General features: G+C 69.7%; 13 protein-coding genes. 6 read left to right on the top strand and 7 right to left on the bottom strand.

What is annotated here, in order from left to right:
- From Q7W02_05055 to Q7W02_05045, 3 genes are all read left to right on the top strand, one after another.
- Nucleotides 1–1870, top strand: a 1870-nt coding sequence (locus tag Q7W02_05055; protein MDO8475558.1) for a hypothetical protein, incomplete at its 5' end; no start/stop codon positions are given.
- A gap of 436 nt (nucleotides 1871–2306) precedes the next feature.
- A complete protein-coding gene (locus Q7W02_05050) occupies nucleotides 2307–2774 on the top strand; it encodes a winged helix-turn-helix domain-containing protein (protein MDO8475557.1) in 468 nt (155 codons plus the stop codon).
- Complete coding sequence (locus Q7W02_05045; protein MDO8475556.1) at nucleotides 2656–3339, top strand: transposase; 684 nt, start codon at nucleotides 2656–2658, stop codon at nucleotides 3337–3339. The genes Q7W02_05050 and Q7W02_05045 overlap by 119 nt, the downstream gene beginning before the upstream one ends.
- 30 nt (nucleotides 3340–3369) lie before the next feature.
- On the opposite strand, the gene Q7W02_05040 is transcribed toward Q7W02_05045, so the two are convergent.
- A complete protein-coding gene (locus Q7W02_05040; GenBank protein ID MDO8475555.1) occupies nucleotides 3370–3735 on the bottom strand; it encodes a hypothetical protein in 366 nt (121 codons plus the stop codon).
- 302 nt (nucleotides 3736–4037) lie between these two features.
- Here Q7W02_05040 and Q7W02_05035 point away from each other — a divergent pair, with 302 nt between their 5' ends.
- Both Q7W02_05035 and Q7W02_05030 read left to right on the top strand, forming a co-directional pair.
- On the top strand, nucleotides 4038–5282 hold the full coding sequence (locus Q7W02_05035; GenBank protein MDO8475554.1) for an ISL3 family transposase: 1245 nt from the start codon (nucleotides 4038–4040) through the stop codon (nucleotides 5280–5282).
- 504 nt (nucleotides 5283–5786) lie between these two features.
- On the top strand, nucleotides 5787–6317 hold the full coding sequence (locus Q7W02_05030; GenBank protein ID MDO8475553.1) for a hypothetical protein: 531 nt from the start codon (nucleotides 5787–5789) through the stop codon (nucleotides 6315–6317).
- A gap of 66 nt (nucleotides 6318–6383) precedes the next feature.
- Here the strand turns inward: Q7W02_05030 and Q7W02_05025 are convergent, their stop codons facing one another.
- The 6 genes from Q7W02_05025 to Q7W02_05000 are packed head-to-tail and all read right to left on the bottom strand — an operon-like array spanning nucleotide 6384 to nucleotide 15309.
- On the bottom strand, nucleotides 6384–7298 hold the full coding sequence (locus tag Q7W02_05025; GenBank protein MDO8475552.1) for an LLM class F420-dependent oxidoreductase: 915 nt from the start codon (nucleotides 7296–7298) through the stop codon (nucleotides 6384–6386).
- A gap of 15 nt (nucleotides 7299–7313) precedes the next feature.
- Entirely contained in the window at nucleotides 7314–8477 is a 1164-nt protein-coding gene (locus Q7W02_05020; GenBank protein MDO8475551.1) for an epoxide hydrolase, read from the bottom strand.
- Nucleotides 8477–10159: a methylmalonyl-CoA mutase family protein gene (locus Q7W02_05015; GenBank protein MDO8475550.1), complete on the bottom strand. Its 1683-nt coding sequence runs from the start codon at nucleotides 10157–10159 to the stop codon at nucleotides 8477–8479. Before Q7W02_05015 ends, Q7W02_05020 begins: the two co-directional genes overlap by 1 nt.
- Complete coding sequence (locus Q7W02_05010; GenBank protein ID MDO8475549.1) at nucleotides 10160–11617, bottom strand: phenylacetate--CoA ligase family protein; 1458 nt, start codon at nucleotides 11615–11617, stop codon at nucleotides 10160–10162.
- A gap of 15 nt (nucleotides 11618–11632) precedes the next feature.
- The gene (locus Q7W02_05005; GenBank protein ID MDO8475548.1) at nucleotides 11633–12043 is read right to left on the bottom strand and encodes a cobalamin B12-binding domain-containing protein; all 411 of its coding nucleotides are present in this window, start codon (nucleotides 12041–12043) and stop codon (nucleotides 11633–11635) included.
- Nucleotides 12044–12075: 32 nt separating this feature from the next.
- Nucleotides 12076–15309 (bottom strand): ATP-binding protein, encoded by a 3234-nt coding sequence (locus Q7W02_05000; GenBank protein MDO8475547.1) that lies wholly within the window; start codon nucleotides 15307–15309, stop codon nucleotides 12076–12078.
- Nucleotides 15310–15590: 281 nt separating this feature from the next.
- On the opposite strand from Q7W02_05000, the gene Q7W02_04995 reads away from it, so the two are divergent.
- The gene (locus Q7W02_04995; protein ID MDO8475546.1) at nucleotides 15591–16619 is read left to right on the top strand and encodes an Ldh family oxidoreductase; all 1029 of its coding nucleotides are present in this window, start codon (nucleotides 15591–15593) and stop codon (nucleotides 16617–16619) included.
- Nucleotides 16620–17015 lie beyond the last annotated feature (396 nt).

The raw sequence follows: 17015 nt of genomic DNA, 5'->3' as shown, positions 1-17015 counted from the left end.
GGCGGTGACGCTGCGGCCGGGGCTGCTGGCGACGACGATCGGGGTAGAGGACGCGAGCAAGCAGTTCAGCCTGACGAACGCGGAGCTGAGCAACGTGACGACGACCGGGGTGCTGACGGTCGGGAGCACCACGAACACCGGCGGGATCACGATCGGGACGGACGCCCTCGTGAACCAGAGCACGGCGCTGACGTTCCTGAGCGCGGGGAACATCGTGTTGAACGCCAACGGGCTGACGGACGCCGGGGCGGTGACGCTGACGACCTCGGGGGCCGGGGCGATCACCACGAACGGTCCGCTGGCGACGACGGGCAATCGGAACATCAACCTCACCACCACGAATGCCCCGATCACCACCAACGGGACGATCACGGCGGCGGGCTCGGGGACGGTGGTGCTGACGGCGAGGGGCGCGGTGAACGGCATTCTCACGATCAACAATGCGATCACCTCCGGCTCCGGTGCGATCACGCTGACGGCCGCCGATGTCAACATCAACGCGCCGTTGAGCAGCACCGGCGCCCTGACGTTGCAGCCCGTCACGGCCAGCCAGGACATCGGCATCGCTGGTGGCGCGGGGACCTTCAGCCTGGACAGCGGCGACATCGCCAACCTGACGGACGGCTTCAGCAGCATCACGATTGGGCGGTCCGACGGAAGCGGTGTCATCACGGTCGACGCGGTGACCTTCAAGGACCCGGCGACCATCCGGGCTCCCTCGGGGCGGATTGTCGTGGCCGGGCCGATCACGGGCACAGACAACGCCTCGATCTTTCTGGATAGCAGCCGATCCGTTGGGCAGCAGATAGCCCTGAACGCGGGGATCACGACAGCGGGTCAGCTCATCTCGCTGGACAACGTTGTGTTGGGCGCCGATGTGACGCTGGACACCACGAATGCCGGAGCGTCCCCTGCAGGAGCGAACATCACGTTCAGAAACACCACGATCGATGCGGACTCGGCGGCGAACAGTCGCGCGCTGACGCTGACGGCAGGGACGGGCGGCGCCGTCACCTTGCCTGGCGCAGTGGGGGGGACGCAGGCGCTGGGCGCCCTGACGGTGTCGAGCTCGAGCGCGGTGACCGTGGCGGCGGTGACGACGAGCGGCAACATCAGCCTGACGACGGGCGGGACGCTCACGGTTGCCGGGCCCATTGCGAGCGGCACCGGCGCGATCGACCTGACGGGATCGAGCATCGTCCAGAACGCGAACGTGAGCACCGCGGGCACGGGGACGATCACGGCGACGGCGACGACCGGGCCCATCACGATGGCTGATGGGACGACGTCCAGCACCACCCCGGGCACGGGGGATATCAACTATACCGCGGCCGGCACCATCACCCTGGCCACGCTGTCGGCCGGTGGGGCCGCCGGAGTGAATTCGACGGGAGGCTCGATCCTGGACGGCAACGTCGCCCCGCTCAACGTTGCGACGGGGGCCGGCGCCACGCTTCAGGCCGGAGGCGGAATCATCGGCACGCTGGCCGCGCCCATCGACGTGCAGGTGACCAACCTGGCCAACGTGAACGCCACCGGCCAGGTCGCCGGAGTGTCGATCGTCATCAACGGGACGACAGGGGACAACACCCTGCACTTCCCGTTCACGGTGCCCGGCCGGATTTCTTTCAACGGGGTCCTTCTGAATCCGCTACCCTCGCCCCCGAACGTCCCCCCTGGCGCGCTTCTCGAACCAATCCAGGGGCTGATCGTGACCCTCCAGGGGTCCGGCCCGGGGGCTGTCGCCGTGAAGTTGGCCCCGTCCGCCTCCGTGATGCTCTCCGCCTGTGAGACCAGCACGGCCTCCGGCGACGACAAACTCCTGGCCTTCTGCCCGCCCGATTCCGAGCCGGTGGAGACTTCACCCTAGGCCGTCAACAGGGCGCTGCTCCCCGGTTCTGAGTCCGCTCGGCCTCTCGGTTTGAGCTAGTCGGAGCCGCTCCCCAAGTCTGGTCCGGGCTTCGGCCCAACAGCGACGCCACATACGCCGACGGTACCAGATCGGCCAAAGAAGAATGTGCCCTCGCTTCGTTGTAGTCGCGTCGCCAATCCTCCAGGGTTCCACGGGCCTCGTCAAGATCCCCACACATCGGCACCCGGTGTCCGGTCCCGGGCCCGGCTTCGATACCGATGGCTGCTCCGGGGCCATCCCAAGGCCCGGCACACTTGGCGCTCGCTGAACCGATAGCACGTGACCACGGAATGCACGTGCGCGCGGCGGCGGGCCGCGGCGCGGGCTGGGCGCCTACTAATGAGCCTTGCAGAATAAGTTAGTATATGTCAAAGGTACGATGCCATGGTGAAACATGGTCACCAAGTCGCGGCGCGATTTTGCTGCGTTGGAAAGGCGGCGGTTGCAGGCCGCACGCCTGTTCGCCCAGGGGAAGACGCAGGGCGCCGTCGCGCGCGCGTTGGGGGTGACGACCGCGGCGGTGAATCACTGGCACCAGACGTGGCGCGCGAAGGGCGTGCGCGGCCTCAAGGCAGCGGGCCGCGCGGGACGGAAGCCCAAGCTCGACGCGAAGCAACTGGCGAAGGTCGATCGTGCCCTGCGGGCGGGCCCAGGGGCGCACGGGTTCAGCACCGAACTGTGGACGTTGCCGCGTGTGGCGGCGGTGATCCAGCGGTTGACGGGCGTGCGGCATCATCCCAGTCATGTCGGCCGCCTGCTCCAGCAACTCAACTGGTCGCTGCCACGGCCGGGGCGCCGCGCGCGCGAGCGCGACGAGGTGGCGATCGAACGATGGAAGACGGGGCGCTCTGGGCGCAGCTAAAAAAAACGCCCGGCGCCGACGCGCCTGGCTCGTCTTCGAGGACGAGAGTGGTGTCTCCCAACAGCCCGCGGTCCGGCGCACCTGGGCGCCCTGGGGTGAAACGCCGATCCTGAGTCACACGGGGGCGAGCTGGAAACGGCTGTCGATTGCCGGGGCCCTCGCATTTCGCTGGGACGGCCGTCGCACGCGCTTCTTCTTCCAAACACGGCCAGGTACCTACACGGACCTGGCCCTCATCACGTTTCTGCGCGCGCTACGCCGGCACTTTCGGCGGCAATGCGTGATGCTCATCTGGGACGGCCTGGGGGCGCACAAGAGTCGGCGGATGCGCGCGTACCTGGCCGCCCAGCGCGGCTGGCTCGCGGTGGAACGGCTGCCGGCCTACGCGCCTGACTTGAATCCCGTCGAACCGCTGTGGGGCAACGTCAAGAGCCAGGAGATGGCGAGCGTCTGCGCCCCGGACCTCGCCGCCTTGCGCCCACCGTTGCGCGCCGGCTTGACCCGTGTCCGGTGTCGGCCGATGTTGGCATTGGGCTTCTTGCGCCACGCCGGCTTGGCGTTCTGACGTGACCACTAATATATTACGCACGGCTCCTTAGTGGTAGGCGCCCTCGAAGTGGTGCTTGAACTCGTGGAGCAGGACGTGGTGGTTAGCGGTGGAGACGATCATCTTGTCGGCCGGCACATAGCAGCCGTAAATGCGCACGGTCGTCGGGACCTTGGCACCCCGGAGCTTGCAGATCAGCTCGACATCGGGCTGGGGCCGGATCAGCACGGTGATCGGCCCGACCTTATACGTGTCGCCGTCAAGGAGGGCCTGCCCCGTGCTCAGGTACCCCCCCTGGGTCGCGCACCCCGACAGCGCGAGCGCCAGGACGAAGGCTGCGGCAAGTCGACTCAGACCGCTGTGCCGCGGCCGCTCGAGTTGGGTGCTGGGTGGAGCCGCAACCGTGTTGTCCATCGCAACCCTTGATAGAGCAAGCCGTGTGCCGCCACCCCAACCGGGCACGCCTCGGAGCCTCGCTCGATCCACTCCGCCATCATTTCATCCATTTACGAGACAGGCCCGCCCGTGGCCCTGGCTGCGTCGAGCCGGGATCTTGGGGCTTCGCTATAGGGAGCGAGCCCGGGCTCGTGCGCGGCCACCATAGTGCCCCATGAGCAACATTTTTGGCGCTTCCGGCTTTGGTGTGGGTGAAAGAGGCGGCCTGACGGCGGCGGGCTGATAGGGTGGGCGCGGACCCCTTCCCGGAGGAACGCGCGATGACCGACAGCCAGACGCTGTATGCCACCCTGCTCGGAGTGACCGAGCCGTGGGGCGTGGAACTGGTGGAGATGAAGCAGGACGTGGGCGAGGTGCATGTGACGGTGGCGCTGCCGAAGGGCGAACGCTGGGTGTGCCCGGAGTGCCTGGCGGCAGCGCCGATCCACGACCATCAGAAGCGCACCTGGCGGCATCTCGACACCTGCCAGTTCAAGACCTTCGTGCACGCGCGGGTGCCGCGGCTGCACTGCCCGACGCACGGGATCAAGCAGCTGCGGGTGGCGTGGGCGGAGTCGCGGTCGCGGTTCACGGCGTTGTTCGAAGCGCTGGCGATCGACTGGCTGAGGCACGCGAGCGTGAAGGCGGTGGCGCAGCAGATGCGGATCACGTGGGACGAGGCGGACGGGATCATGGGCCGCGCGGTGCAGCGCGGACTCGCCCGGCGCACGCTCGAGGCGCCACGCTACGCGGGGGTGGACGAGACGTCGTTCCAGAAGTGGCACACGTACGTGACGGTGGTGAGCGACCTCGAGCGCGGGTGCGTGCTCCACGTCGCGGACGATCGCGATCAGGCGGCGCTGGATGAATTCTGGACGCGCCTGACCGCCGAGCAGCGCGCGGGCGTCGAGGCGGTGGCGATGGACATGTGGGAGCCCTACGTCCGCTCGACGCAGACCCACCTGCCGGGTGCCGAGGAGAAGATCGTGTTCGACAAGTTCCACGTCGCACAGCATCTGGGCAAGGCTGTGGACGAGGTGCGACGGCAGGAGCATCGCGCGCGGATGGCGGAGGGCGACCCGATCCTCAAGGGGACGAAGTACGACTGGCTGAGGAACCCCGAGGGGCGGAGCTGGTCGCAGGCGCGGGCATTCAATCTGCTGCGCGAGATCGTGACCCGCGTCGGCCGAGCGTGGGCGCTGAAGGAGGCGGCGATGGCGCTGTGGGAGATGCGCTACCCGGGGGCCGCCGATCGCAACTTCGCCGCCTGGTACCGCTGGGCGCGACGCAGCCGGCTCGAACCGATGCGGCGCGTGGCGGCGATGATCAAGCGCCACTGGGCGAACATCCGGACCTACTTCGAGCATCGCATCACCAATGCCGGCGCCGAGTCGATGAACGCCAGGATCCAGAGGGTGAAGTCCCGTGCGTGCGGCTTCCGCAACCGCGAGCGGTTCCGCAACGCGATCTACTTCCACTGCGGCGGGCTCGACCTCTATCCGGCAACCGCCCGCGCGACCGCATGATTACAGCCACACCATTCCCGGAAGACCCACATTTTTTTCTGGTGGGATCCCAATTAGCCGGGATTTCCGATATGGACTCATTCTTTTCTTCCTCCTCTGCTGCTATGCGAGCCGCACGCCCTCCAATTAGCCAGTCTGCCCAATCGAAATAGGTGACAAGGGATCTGTAGCTAGTAACCTCTCCCATGAACAAGTTCCGACCTCAATCCTGCGAGGGTGATCATGGGGAAGGCGGCGGCCAAGTAGGAGAAGCCTCGGCAGGTAAAGGCCCGACTCCGGCGCATCCTGCGCAGGCCGTGATCCGGGGCTCGGCGCGCTTCAACCGCCACCGCGACCCGATCGTGGCCCTGCCGCGCGAGCCGGGGATCGCGTCGCTGCTGTTCCGCTCGCTCTTCCGCTGAGGGCCCGGCGTCAGGGCCGGGAGCGGGCCGGCGCCAGTGCCTCCATGACCTCGACGGCCCGCTCCACCAGAACGCGAACGTCAGCACCGGAGGCACGGGCAGCGTGACGGCCACGGCGACCGCGGGCGGCATCACCATGGCCGACGGCACCGTCACGACCGCCGCGGGCACGGGCGCCGTCAGCTACCAGGCGCCGGGCGCCATCACACTGGGGCTCCTCTCCGCTCCCGGCGGCGCTGTCACGGTCAACTCCACCGGAGGCTCGATCCTGGACGGCAACACGGCCGCCCTGAACATCCTGGCGGGGACCGGGGCCACGCTGACCGCAGGCAACGTCATCGGCACGCTCGCGGCGCCGATCGACGTCGACGTGGGCGGCCTGATCAACGTGAACGCCGCGGGCTCGATCTTCAACCCGCCCGGACCCGCCATCGGCACCTCGATCAACCCGGCGGGGGTCGATGCGGACAAGACGCTGCACTTCCCGCTGACGGTGCCGGGGCAGATCTTCTGGAACGGTGTGCTGCTCTGGCCGCTGGCCCCGCCGGTGCCTGGTGGCGCCGCCGCTGCCCGCAGGCTGCGCTCCAGCAAGCCGAGCCCGCCTGCAGGCAGCCGCTCGGCGCGACCGGGCTGATCATCGACCCCCCGGCAACGTCCTCTGCCGCCCGGCCCCCACGCCCTCCGAGCGCGAGTAGGGCGCCTAGCGGCCGGGCGCGAGCGCCTCCATGACCTCGAGCGCGCGCTCGAGGGTGACGCCGCGCGGGTCGAAGTTGGCCTCGAGAAAGAGCTCGCTGAGCCCCGCCTCGGCATAGCGGTCCACGTCTTCGCGGATCTCGTCGAGCGTGCCCCAGAGCGGCCTGCGCTCCTTGCCCTGCGGGCTCGCGTGGAGCTGAAAGCTGCCGCGCGAGACGATCTGGAGCGACGCCGGGTCCCGTCCCTCCTTCTCGGCCGCGGCCTTGATCTCGGCTACGAGCGGCGCCACCTGCTGGAGCGGCACGTTGCCGCCGTTGAAGCCGTCGCAGGCGACGGCGCGCCGGATGACGGCCGGCCCGTAGCCGCCGATGGTGATGGGCGGGTGCGGGCGCTGGACGGGCTTGGGCTCCACTCTCGAGCGCGGCACCCGGTAGAACTCGCCGCTGAACTCGACGGGGTCTTGCGTCCAGATCGCCTTGAGGCAGCGGAGAAACTCGTCGGCGCGGCGGCCGCGGTCCTTGTAGGGCACGCCGACAGCCTCGTACTCGTCCATGGACCAGCCGATGCCCAGGCCCACGTCGAGCCGCCCCCGCGAGAGCACGTCGAGAGTCGCGAGCTGCTTGGCCAGCATCACGGGCGTGTAGTACGGCATGATCAGCACGCTCGTGCCGAGCCTGATGCGCGAGGTGACGCCCGCCACGAAGGCCAGCGAGACGAGCGGGTCCATCACGAGCTCGAAGGCCTTGGGCCAGGGCTCTCCCGGCAGGGGCGGGTAGTCGTTCTGGGGCCGGATCGCGTAGAGGAGGCGCTGGAAGACCCAGAGCGAGTGATAGCCGAGCGCCTCGGCGCGCTGCGCGATCAGCACCTGGTTGTCCGGCGTGGCCCACGGCCCCGCCATCGGCAATGAGAATCCGAGCTTCATGCGGTCGGTCTCCCGTCAGCGAAGGTCGCGGAAGAAGGCGCGGAGGTCGTCCACCAGGGCCCGGGGCTCCTCGAGCGCGGCGAAGTGCCCGCCTGCGGGCATGACGGTCCAGCGGCGGATGTTGTAGACGCGTTCCGCCCACGAGCGGGGCGGCCGCACGATCTCCTTCGGAAAGGCGGCGTAGGCTGTCGGCACCTCGACGCGCTGGCCGTCGCCGATGGGCGACGGCGAATGATAGCGGGCGTAGTAGGGCCAGAAGGACGAGTTGATCGCCCCCGTGACCCAGTAGAGCGTGATGTTGGTCAGGAGCTCGTCCTTGGTAAACCGGCGCTCGACGTCGCCGCCGCAGTCGCTCCACGCCCTGAACTTCTCGACGATCCAGGCGGCCAGGCCAGCTGGCGAGTCAGTGAGACCGAACGCCAGCGTCTGGGGCTTCGTGCCCTGGATCCACTGGTAGCCCGTCTCCTCGCGGAGCCACGCCCCGAGATCGTCGATATATGCGCGCTCCTCCGGCGTGGGGTCCTTCGGGCGGGGGAGGTCGCGGCGCAGCGACAGGAGGTTGACGTGGATGCCGGCCAGCCGCTCCGGATATGCGACGCCGAGCCGGGAGGTGATGAAGCCGCCCCAGTCGCCGCCCTGGGCGGCGAAGCGGCGGTAGCCGAGGACATCCGTCATCAGAGTCGCGAAGGCGTCGGCGATCTCCGTCACGCCGAAGCGCGGCTGGCCCGGCGCGAAGGAGAAGCCGTAGCCCGGCAGTGACGGCGCGACCACGGTGAAGGCGTCACGCGCATCACCGCCGAAGCGCGCCGGGTCGGTGAGCATCGGGATGATCTTGTGGAACTCCCAGATCGACCCAGGCCAGCCGTGCGAGAGCAAGAGGGGCAGGGGCGCGGGCCCCCGTCCCTCCTCGTGCCCGCGTCCCTCCTCGTGGATGAAGTGGAGATCGATCCCCGCCACGGGCGCCGTGAACTGGCGGAATCCGTTGAGGAGCGCCTCGTGCTTCCTCCAGTCGTAGCGCTCCCGCCAGTAGCCGCAGAGCTCCTTCATGTACGCGAGGTCGGCGCCGTAGGCCCACGGAGCGCCCGGCGCCTGGTCGGGCCAGCGAGTGCGCGCGAGCCGCTCCCGCAGGTCGTCGAGCACGGCCTGCGGCACGGCGATCCTGAACGGGGTCGGCGCCATCAGAAGACGGGCTTTTCGACGTAGGCGCCGAAGACGCTCCGCAGGCGGGCCACGATTTCCCCGAGCGTCGCACGGGCGTTCACGGCCTCGATCGTGACGGGCATCAGGTTGGCGCCGGGATTCTTTGCCTCGGCCTCGAGCCTGTCGAGCAGCGCCGCGACCTTGGCGCCGTCGCGGCGGCGCCGGACCTCTTGGAGCCGCGCGACCTGGCGCGCCTCGACGGCCGCGTCCACCTTGTGGATGGGCACCGGCACGGGCGCGGCCGGCTCGACGAAGCGGTTGACGCCGATCAGGGGCTGGTCGCCCGAGGCGCGGCGCCGGGCGGTGTCGTAGGCGGAGTCCGCGATCTCACGCTGGAAGTAGCCTTCCTCGACGGCCTTGATGGTGCCGCCGAGCGCGTCCACCTTGGCGAGGATGTCGAAGACGCGGCGCTCGATCTCGTTCGTCAGCGCCTCGACATAGTACGAGCCGCCCAGGGGGTCGATGACGACGGCCACGCGGCTCTCCTCGGCGATGATCTGCTGGGTGCGGAGCGCCAGCTTCATCGCCTCTTCGGAGGGGATGGCGTAGGCTTCGTCGAGACCGTTGGTGTGCAGCGACTGCGCCCCGCCGAGCACCGCGGAGAGCGCCTGGAGCGCCGTGCGGACGACGTTGTTCATCGGCTGGGCCCGGGTCAGGGTCGCGGCCGCCGTCTGGCAGTGGAAGCGCAGCCGCATGGACTCGGGCTTCCGCGCGCCGAAGCGGTCTTTCATGATCCGCGCGTAGATGCGTCGCGCGGCGCGGAATTTCGCGATCTCCTCGAAGAAGTCGTTCTGCGCCACGAAGTAGAAGGCCAGCCGCGGCGCGAACTCGTCCACCGCGACGCCCGCGCGGGTCACCTCTTCGACGTAGGCGATGGCGTTGGCCATGGTGAACGCGACCTCCTGGACGGACGTCGCCCCCGCCTCGGAGATGTGATAGCCGCTGATGTTGATCGGGTTGTAGCGCGCCATGTGGCGGGCCGACCACACGATCATGTCGCGCATGATGCGCATGGACGGGCGGATCGGGAAGATCCACTCTTTCTGGGCGATGTACTCCTTGAGGATGTCGGCCTGGACGGTACCCGAGAGGTGATTCAGGTCGCAGCCGCGACTCTGCGCCAGCGCGACGTACATCGCGAGCAGGATCCAGGCCGTCGGGTTGATGGTCATGGACACGGAGATCTTCTCGAGGTCCACGCCCGCGAAGAGGGCTAGGACGTCGTCGAGCGTGTCCACGGCGACGCCCTCGCGCCCGACCTCGCCCAGCGAGCGCGGGTCGTCGGAGTCGTAGCCCATGAGGGTCGGCATGTCGAAGTCCACGCTGAGCCCCGTCTGGCCCTGCTCGATGAGGTAGCGGAAGCGGCCGTTGGTGTCCTCGCCCGTGCCGAAGCCCGCGATCTGCCGCATGGTCCAGAGCCGCCCGCGGTACATCGTGGGATACGGCCCGCGCGTGTACGGGTACTGCCCCGGCAGCCCGAGGTCCTCCTGGCGGAGATCCTTGACGTCCTCGGCCGTGTAGACGCGCTTGAGCGGCAGGCCGGACAGCGTCCGGTACTCCGCGCGCGACTCCGGCTGGCGGTCGAGGAAGGCGCGCAGCTCGCCGGCCTCCCACGCCGCGCGCAGCGCGGCGGCCCGGGCGATCTCGTCGCGATCGAACATCTAGGCCTCCCTCCTCTCGAGCGCGTGCCGGTAGAGGTCGCGGTCGTCGACGACCCGACGCGCCTTGAACTCCGTCCGGGGCAGGGTGCCATGGGGAACCAGCTCGACGACGGGATGGACGCCGAGGCGCGCCCTCAGGCGCTCGCGCATGAGCGCGCGAAGCGCGTCGAGCCTTGCGACGTCGCCGAAGCCGGCCGCGGCTTCGGCCCGCACGAGAAGCTCGTCCATCGCCTCGCGGCGCGACACGATCACCTGGAACTCGCCCCCGAATCCGTCGATGGCGCGGAGCGTGTCCTCGATGGCGCTCGGGTAGACGTTCTCGCCGCGGACGGTGATCATGTCGTCGAAGCGGCCGTAGAGCCCGTCCGGGAGGCGCGGGTAGGTGCGCCCGCACGGACATGGCGCATCCGTCCAGCGCGTGCGGTCGCCCGAGACGAGGCGGATCATGGGCTGCGACGTGCGCTCGAGGTGCGTGTAGACCGGCGTGCCCTCTTCGCCGTAGGGAACCGGCTCGTACGTTTCGGGATCGCAGACCTCTGTGTAGACCACGTCCTGCCAGAGGTGCATGCCGGTACGGTGCCGGCACTCACCGTTGGTCATCCATGGTGTCATCTCGGCCATGCTGCCCATGTCCACGCAGATGCCGCCGAAGGTGTCCTCGATGAGCCGCCTCGTGGCGGGAATGCCCGCGCCGGGCTCGCCGGAGAAGAAGAGGATGCGGAAGCCGAGACTCCTGGGGTCGATGCCCTCGCGCCGCGCCGTCTCGGCGAAGTGCAGCGCGTACGAGGGCGTGCCGTAGAACGCGCTCGGCCGAAGGTCGCGAGCCCAGCCGACGGCCGCCAGGGTCTGCCCCGCCGCGCCGGCACCGAATGGGAAGGCCGTGGCGCCGAGCCGCTCCACGCCTGCGAGCGCTCCCCACGAACCCATGTACAGGCTGAAGAAGGAGCAGATCAGCACGCGGTCGTCCTGGCGGATCCCGGCGCCCCAGAGGATGCGGGCATGCGCCTCCCCGACGCGCGCCCAGTCATCCCGGCCGATGCCGAAGACGGTGGGCCGCCCGGTGGTGCCGCTCGTGCCGTGAATGCGCGCGACGTCACCCGTCTCGATGCCGAGGTAATCGCCGAAGGGCGGGTGCGCGGCCTGGGCTAGGCGAAGCTCCGCCTTCTGGACCACGGGGAATCGCCTCAAGTCCTCGAGACTCTTGAGGCTCGCGGGCGACACGCCGGCCTCCTGCCACTTGCGCCGATAGAACGGGCAACGCTCCCAGGCGTACGCGATCTGCCCGCGGAGCTTGGCGAGGATCAGCTCGTCGCGGGCGGCGGCAGGAGCACACTCGATCTCGGGAAGCCAGCACGGCTCGTCGGGCCGCGGCGCGTACCCGGAATCGTAGCGGGGCGGCCAGACCGCGAGGTCGATGCCGCGCGCGTGCCGGAGGGCTTCCAGGTCGAGAGCGCGCATGACGATCCCGGCGGATCAGCCGGCCGGCCGGGAGGCCGCGAGCCCGCGGACTCGCGCGACAACCTCGTCGGGCGGCGTGTCCTGGAGGATGACGTCGGCCACGCCCATAGCGCGGAGCGCCGGCACGTCCTCGTCGGGGACGACGCCGCCGACCACGAGCCGGACGTCGTCGGCTCGGGCCTGGCGCATCAGCTCGACGATCCTTGGGACGAGGGTCATGTGGGCGCCCGAGAGCAGGCTGATGCCGAGGACGTCCACGTCTTCCTGGACCGCGGCGGCCACGACCTCCTCGGGCGTCCTGTGGAGGCCGGTGTAGATCACTTCCATGCCGGCGTCCCGCAGGCAGCGCGCCACGACCTTGGCGCCGCGGTCATGGCCGTCGAGCCCGACCTTTGCGATCAATACGCGAATGGGTCTGCCGGACATGGGAGGGTGGACGCCGTCGAGGGGGAGCGCAGCTACACGCGCGAGGGCCGGGTGGTGCCCACGTCCTCCGCGCGCTGGATCACCGGCCCGGCGGCCGCGCTGACGGCAGCCTCGGAGACGGGGCCGTTGCCGTTGGCCGGCGGGCTCGCGAGCGGCGCGGTCTGATCGATATTCCGCGGCGGCGTATCGAGGACCTCGCGGACCTTGAGCGCCAGCGCGTCCGGTGTGAAGGGCTTGGAGAGGAAGGCTATGCCCGCGCCCAACACGCCGTGGCGCACGATGGCGTCGTCGGTGTAGCCGGACATGTACAGCACATGCATCTCGGGGCGCAGGGGCTGGAGCCGCTGGGCGAGCTCGCGGCCGCTCATCTGCGGCATCACGACGTCGGTGACCATGAGGTGGATGGGGCCCCGGTGGCGCTCGCTGATCTCGAGGGCCTCGACGCCGTGGCGCGCCTCGAGGACGTTGTAGCCGTTCATCTCGAGGATCTCGCGGACCACCGCGCGGACGCGGAGCGCGTCCTCGACGAGGAGGATGGTCTCGGCGCGCTGAGGCACCACCTCGGACACGATGGCGGGCTCGAGGGGCGCCGCCGCGGCCCGGACTGGCTCGGGCTGGACTCGCGCGGGCGGTGCGGCGGCCGGGGCGGGACGGACTGTAGGTGGCGCGGCGGGCGCCGACGCCTCGACCTGCGGCAGGTAGATTCGGAACGTCGTGCCGCGTCCCACCTCGGTCTCGACCGTGACCGAGCCGCCGCTCTGCTCCACGATGCCGTACACCGTGGAGAGCCCGAGGCCCGTGCCCTTGCCGGGCTCCTTCGTCGTGAAGAACGGCTCGAAGAGGTGCGCCTGGGTACTGGCGTCCATGCCGGTGCCGCTGTCGCTGACCTCGAGGAGCACGTGCGGCCCCGCCGGCGGGCTCGCGGCGCCCGGGAGCGGCGGCGCCTCACCGGTGCGGACGTTGGCGGTGCGGATCATCAGCCGCCCGCCGTCCTGCATGGCGTCGCGGGCATTGACCGCCAGGTTCATGATGACCTGCTCGATCTGGCCCGGGTCGGCCTTGACGCGCCCGAGTGCGGCCTCGGGCACCGTCACCAGGTTGATGGTCTCGCCGATCAGCCGCTGGAGCATGGTCTGCATGCCCGCCACGATACCGTTCAGGTCGAGCACCTTGGGCGCCAGCACCTGCTTGCGGCTGAAGGCGAGCAGCTGGCGCGTGAGCGTCGCGGCCTGGTCGGCGGCCTCGCGGATGCCTTCCGCGTTCTTGCGCAGCGGGTGGTTCGGCGGCAGGCGCCGCAGGATCAGGTCGCCGTCGCCGCGGATGACCATCAGCAGGTTGTTGAAGTCGTGCGCGATGCCGCCCGCGAGCTTGCCGACCGCGTCCATCTTCTGGGCCTGCCGCAGCTGGTCCTCACTCGTCCGCAGGGCCTCGTCGGCGCGCTTGAGATCCGTCAGGTCGACCGTAAGGCCCCGGAGCTGCCCCGCGTTCCCCGGCATGTCGGGCACGACGTGGACGATGTCGCGCAGCCAGACGATCTCGCCCGTGGCCGTCAGCGCGCGGTACTCGAGCTCGTGGTCCTCGCCGCGGGCCAGCGCGGCGCGGCACTTGGCCATGACCTTGACCCGGTCCTCCGGGTGGATGCGCTTGCTGAAGAAGTCCGGCTCGTCGAGCCAGCGGTCGGGCGGGAAGCCGAAGACCGTCTGGGCGCGCTGGCTCACGAACGAGAAGCGGAGCGTGGCCGCATCCGCCTCCCACACGATGGCGTCGAGACCCTGCACGAGGTCCTGGAAGCGCTGCTCGGATTCCTTGCGCGCCGTCTGCAGGCGCTCCTCCTCGGAGAGGTCCTCGACGATGAGCAGCAGGCGCGCCTCCTCCTGCTCTTCGATGCGGATGCTCGTGATCGTGACCCGGACGCGGCGGGTCTCCTCACGGTGGAGGAGATGGAACTCGAACGGGAGATCGGGCTGCGCCGTGCCCGACTGCATCACCTCGCGCGCCCGGCGCACGAGGCCCTCGGCGCGAACGAGGTCCTCGAGGCCGCGCCCCATGACTTCGTCGCGGCGCAGGAAGAAGGACTCGAGGAAGGAGCGGTTTGCCGAGAGCACCCGCAGGTCGGCCGAGAGGAGCAAAAGCCCCGAGGGCACCGAGGCGACGATCTTCTCCGCGTAGCCCTTCAGGTTGAAGATGGCGCGCTCCTGCTTCATCTGGTCGCGCAGGAGCGACGCGCGCTGGCCCTGGCGCCACAAGCTCAGCAGCAGGCCCCCGAGCGCCAACGTGAGGAATGCCGCGCCGAAGCCCGCCAGCTTGCCCGCTTGGTAGAAGTCGGCCAGCGCTTCCTCGCGGTCCACCTTGAGCACGAGGCCCCAGCCGGCAGGCGCGATCCAGTGGGTGGCCGCGAAGACGGGCGCCGCGCGGTAGTCGAACATCTCGCCGAAAGTATTGCGACCCTCGGCCGCTCGCTTGGCCAGCGGTACGAGCGTCTCCAGCGAGCGGTCCACGGCGGACCAGCCCGCCGAATCGCCCTTGAGCGGGGAGATGTAGGTGGGCTTGGGCCCGTCCGCCCGGAAGAGCAGGGTCTCGCCGGTCTTGGTCGGCACGGTCTCGTCGTTCAGGAGCGGGAAGAGCCGCGCCTCGGGCTGCATCGCGAGCGCGACCACGCCCATGACGGGCCGCGAAGCGTCTGACCCGCCTTCGGCGAAGACCGGCACGCTCATGAGCAGGAGCTTGCGCGTGGGCTCGTCGGAGAGGTCGACGCGCATCGTGCGGGTCCGGGCCGCGAGGACGGCGGACTCGCTGCTTTCGCGGCCGAGCTCGGCGGCGCCCGTCGAGCGGGCGAGGACACGCCCCTGGACGTCCATGAGCGTGATGCCGGCGTAGCCGTACGCCGCGGCGACGCGGTCGAGCTGCGGCACGATCTGGCTGCGGACGTCGCCCCCACGGCCGCCATCGAGCATGAGCGCGCGCACGGCGGGCGACGAGGCGAGCACGTCGGCGTCGGCATGGCGCGCGAAGAACCAGTCCGAGACGAGGCGCGCGCGCCCCTCGGCGATGTTCGTGACGCGCGCCTGCCAGTTGGCGAGCACGGTCTGCCGCTCGTTTTCGATCTGGTACCAGATGAACGTCGAGATGAGCGCGGTGCCGAAGAGGAAGGCCGCAAGGTAGCCCCAGGGGAAGCGCTCCTGGGCGCGGCTGCGCGCAGGCCGCATCCCTCGCGGAGTTTTCACCGCTTGGGCGGGCAGCTGGGTGAGGTCACGGCGGCTGTTCATGCGCGCAGCTCCCAAATGGTCTCTGCTCTCGGAGCTCCCGAATATTAATGGATACTCCGTCCGATCAGGTTACGAGAGTTTGAGCCTTGGGGCAAGGTTTATGCCCCGAGGCAACGCAGGGCGTCATGTCATCCTGCGGACAGCGCTACCGACAAGGAAAGCCCCAATGCGGCCAGGGAGTTAGACTTGGTCGCGGCGCATGAACTCGTTGGGGTTCGGGCTACGCCGGATCCGGCCGACGGCCTAGCGCGCGACCCGCATCGTGCGGTATTGTTTCGGACATGCCCACCATCGATGCGACCCGGCTCGAGAGCACCGCGACCCGCATCTTCGAAGGACTCGGCGCGCCCCCCGGGGACGCCGCGTGGATCGCTCACCTTCTCGTCCTCGCCAACCTACGTGGTCACGACTCCCACGGCGTCATCCGCATCCCGCAGTACGCCCAGGCCGTGAAGACGGGCGGGATCGATCCGACGTCGCCGGTGACCGTCGTCGCCGAGACGCCGGTGACCGCCCGTCTCGATGGCGGCCGCGGTTTCGGCCAGGTCGTCGCGCGGCGCGGGATGGAGCTCTGCATCGCGAAGGCCAAGGCCGCCGGACTCGCCGCCGTCGGGCTCTCGCGCACGACCCATGTCGGGCGCCTGGCGGACTACGCCGAGATGGCCGCCGCGCAGGGACTGGTCGGCATGCTCTGGGTCAATGCCGTCCACGGGCTCAACGTGGCGCCGTGGGGCGGCGCTGCGCGGCGGCTCGGCACCAACCCGCACGCCATCGGCATCCCGGGCGCGGGCGGGCCCGCCATGGTGCTGGACTTCGCCACGAGCGTGGTCGCCGAGGGCAAGATGCGCGTGAAGAAAAACCGCAAGCAGCAGGCCCCGCCGGGCTGGTTCATCGACGCCGAGGGACGCTCCGCAACCGATCCCGAGATCTTCTACGGCGATCCGGTGGGCTCGCTGCTCACGGCGGGCGAGCACAAGGGCTACGGGCTCTCGCTCGCCGTTGAGATCCTGGGCGGCATCCTCTCGGGCACGGGGCCCGCGGGCCCGGGCCCCGGCCTCTTCGCCAACGGCACGCTCATGATCTGCCTCGACGTGGAGCGCTTCGTGCCGCTGCCCGAGTTCCACAAGCAGGTTGCCGGATTGTTCGATTTCGTCAAGTCGGCGCCGCTCGCGCAGGGCTCAAAGGAGATCCTGATCCCGGGTGAGCCTGAGGCGCGGCTCGAGGCCGAGCGGCGCCGCGACGGCGTCCTCGTCGAGGACGAGACCTGGAACCAGATCGAGCGCGTCGCGGCCGAGCTCGGCGTCAGCTAGGACGATACGCCGGGTGGGGCAGGGGGCCCTCCCCGCGGACCACGCTGACTCGCATACCGCTGTTTCCTCTCGTAAGGGGCCACGAGACTCGGGTCTTCGCCTTCGGCAGCGCGCAGAAGATACGGGTCCACAGGGAGGGCCCCCTGCCCCACCCGGCTCCCGCGAGTGGACAATCGTCGGCACAGCACATCAGTGCCCCGAATCTGAGGTTCTTTCACGCAGCGGAGGAGGGCGGGGGTGGGGGGTGCCCTCCCGGGACCACGCTGACTCGCATCCCGTTGTGCCCTCTCGCATGGAGCCACGAGATTTCGCTCTTCTGCTTCGGCAGCGCGCAGAAGATACGGGTCCCGGGAGGGCACCCCCCACCCCCGCCCTCCTCCGCTGCGTGAAAGAACC

The sequence above is a fragment of the Candidatus Rokuibacteriota bacterium genome (assembly GCA_030647435.1).
Taxonomy (GTDB): Bacteria; Methylomirabilota; Methylomirabilia; order Rokubacteriales; family CSP1-6; genus AR37.
Note: the sequence above shows the minus strand (reverse complement) of the source record. Positions and strands in the feature narration are given on the sequence as shown.

Coding starts and splice junctions, on each gene's coding strand:
- Q7W02_05040 (MDO8475555.1), bottom strand. CDS start 3,735: ATGGACAACACGGTTGCGGCTCCACCCAGCACCCAACTCGAGCGGCCG.
- Q7W02_05025 (MDO8475552.1), bottom strand. CDS start 7,298: ATGAAGCTCGGATTCTCATTGCCGATGGCGGGGCCGTGGGCCACGCCG.
- Q7W02_05020 (MDO8475551.1), bottom strand. CDS start 8,477: ATGGCGCCGACCCCGTTCAGGATCGCCGTGCCGCAGGCCGTGCTCGAC.
- Q7W02_05000 (MDO8475547.1), bottom strand. CDS start 15,309: ATGAACAGCCGCCGTGACCTCACCCAGCTGCCCGCCCAAGCGGTGAAA.
- Q7W02_05035 (MDO8475554.1), top strand. CDS start 4,038: ATGACCGACAGCCAGACGCTGTATGCCACCCTGCTCGGAGTGACCGAG.
- Q7W02_05015 (MDO8475550.1), bottom strand. CDS start 10,159: ATGTTCGATCGCGACGAGATCGCCCGGGCCGCCGCGCTGCGCGCGGCG.
- Q7W02_05005 (MDO8475548.1), bottom strand. CDS start 12,043: ATGTCCGGCAGACCCATTCGCGTATTGATCGCAAAGGTCGGGCTCGAC.
- Q7W02_05010 (MDO8475549.1), bottom strand. CDS start 11,617: ATGCGCGCTCTCGACCTGGAAGCCCTCCGGCACGCGCGCGGCATCGAC.
- Q7W02_05050 (MDO8475557.1), top strand. CDS start 2,307: ATGGTCACCAAGTCGCGGCGCGATTTTGCTGCGTTGGAAAGGCGGCGG.
- Q7W02_04995 (MDO8475546.1), top strand. CDS start 15,591: ATGCCCACCATCGATGCGACCCGGCTCGAGAGCACCGCGACCCGCATC.
- Q7W02_05045 (MDO8475556.1), top strand. CDS start 2,656: ATGTCGGCCGCCTGCTCCAGCAACTCAACTGGTCGCTGCCACGGCCGG.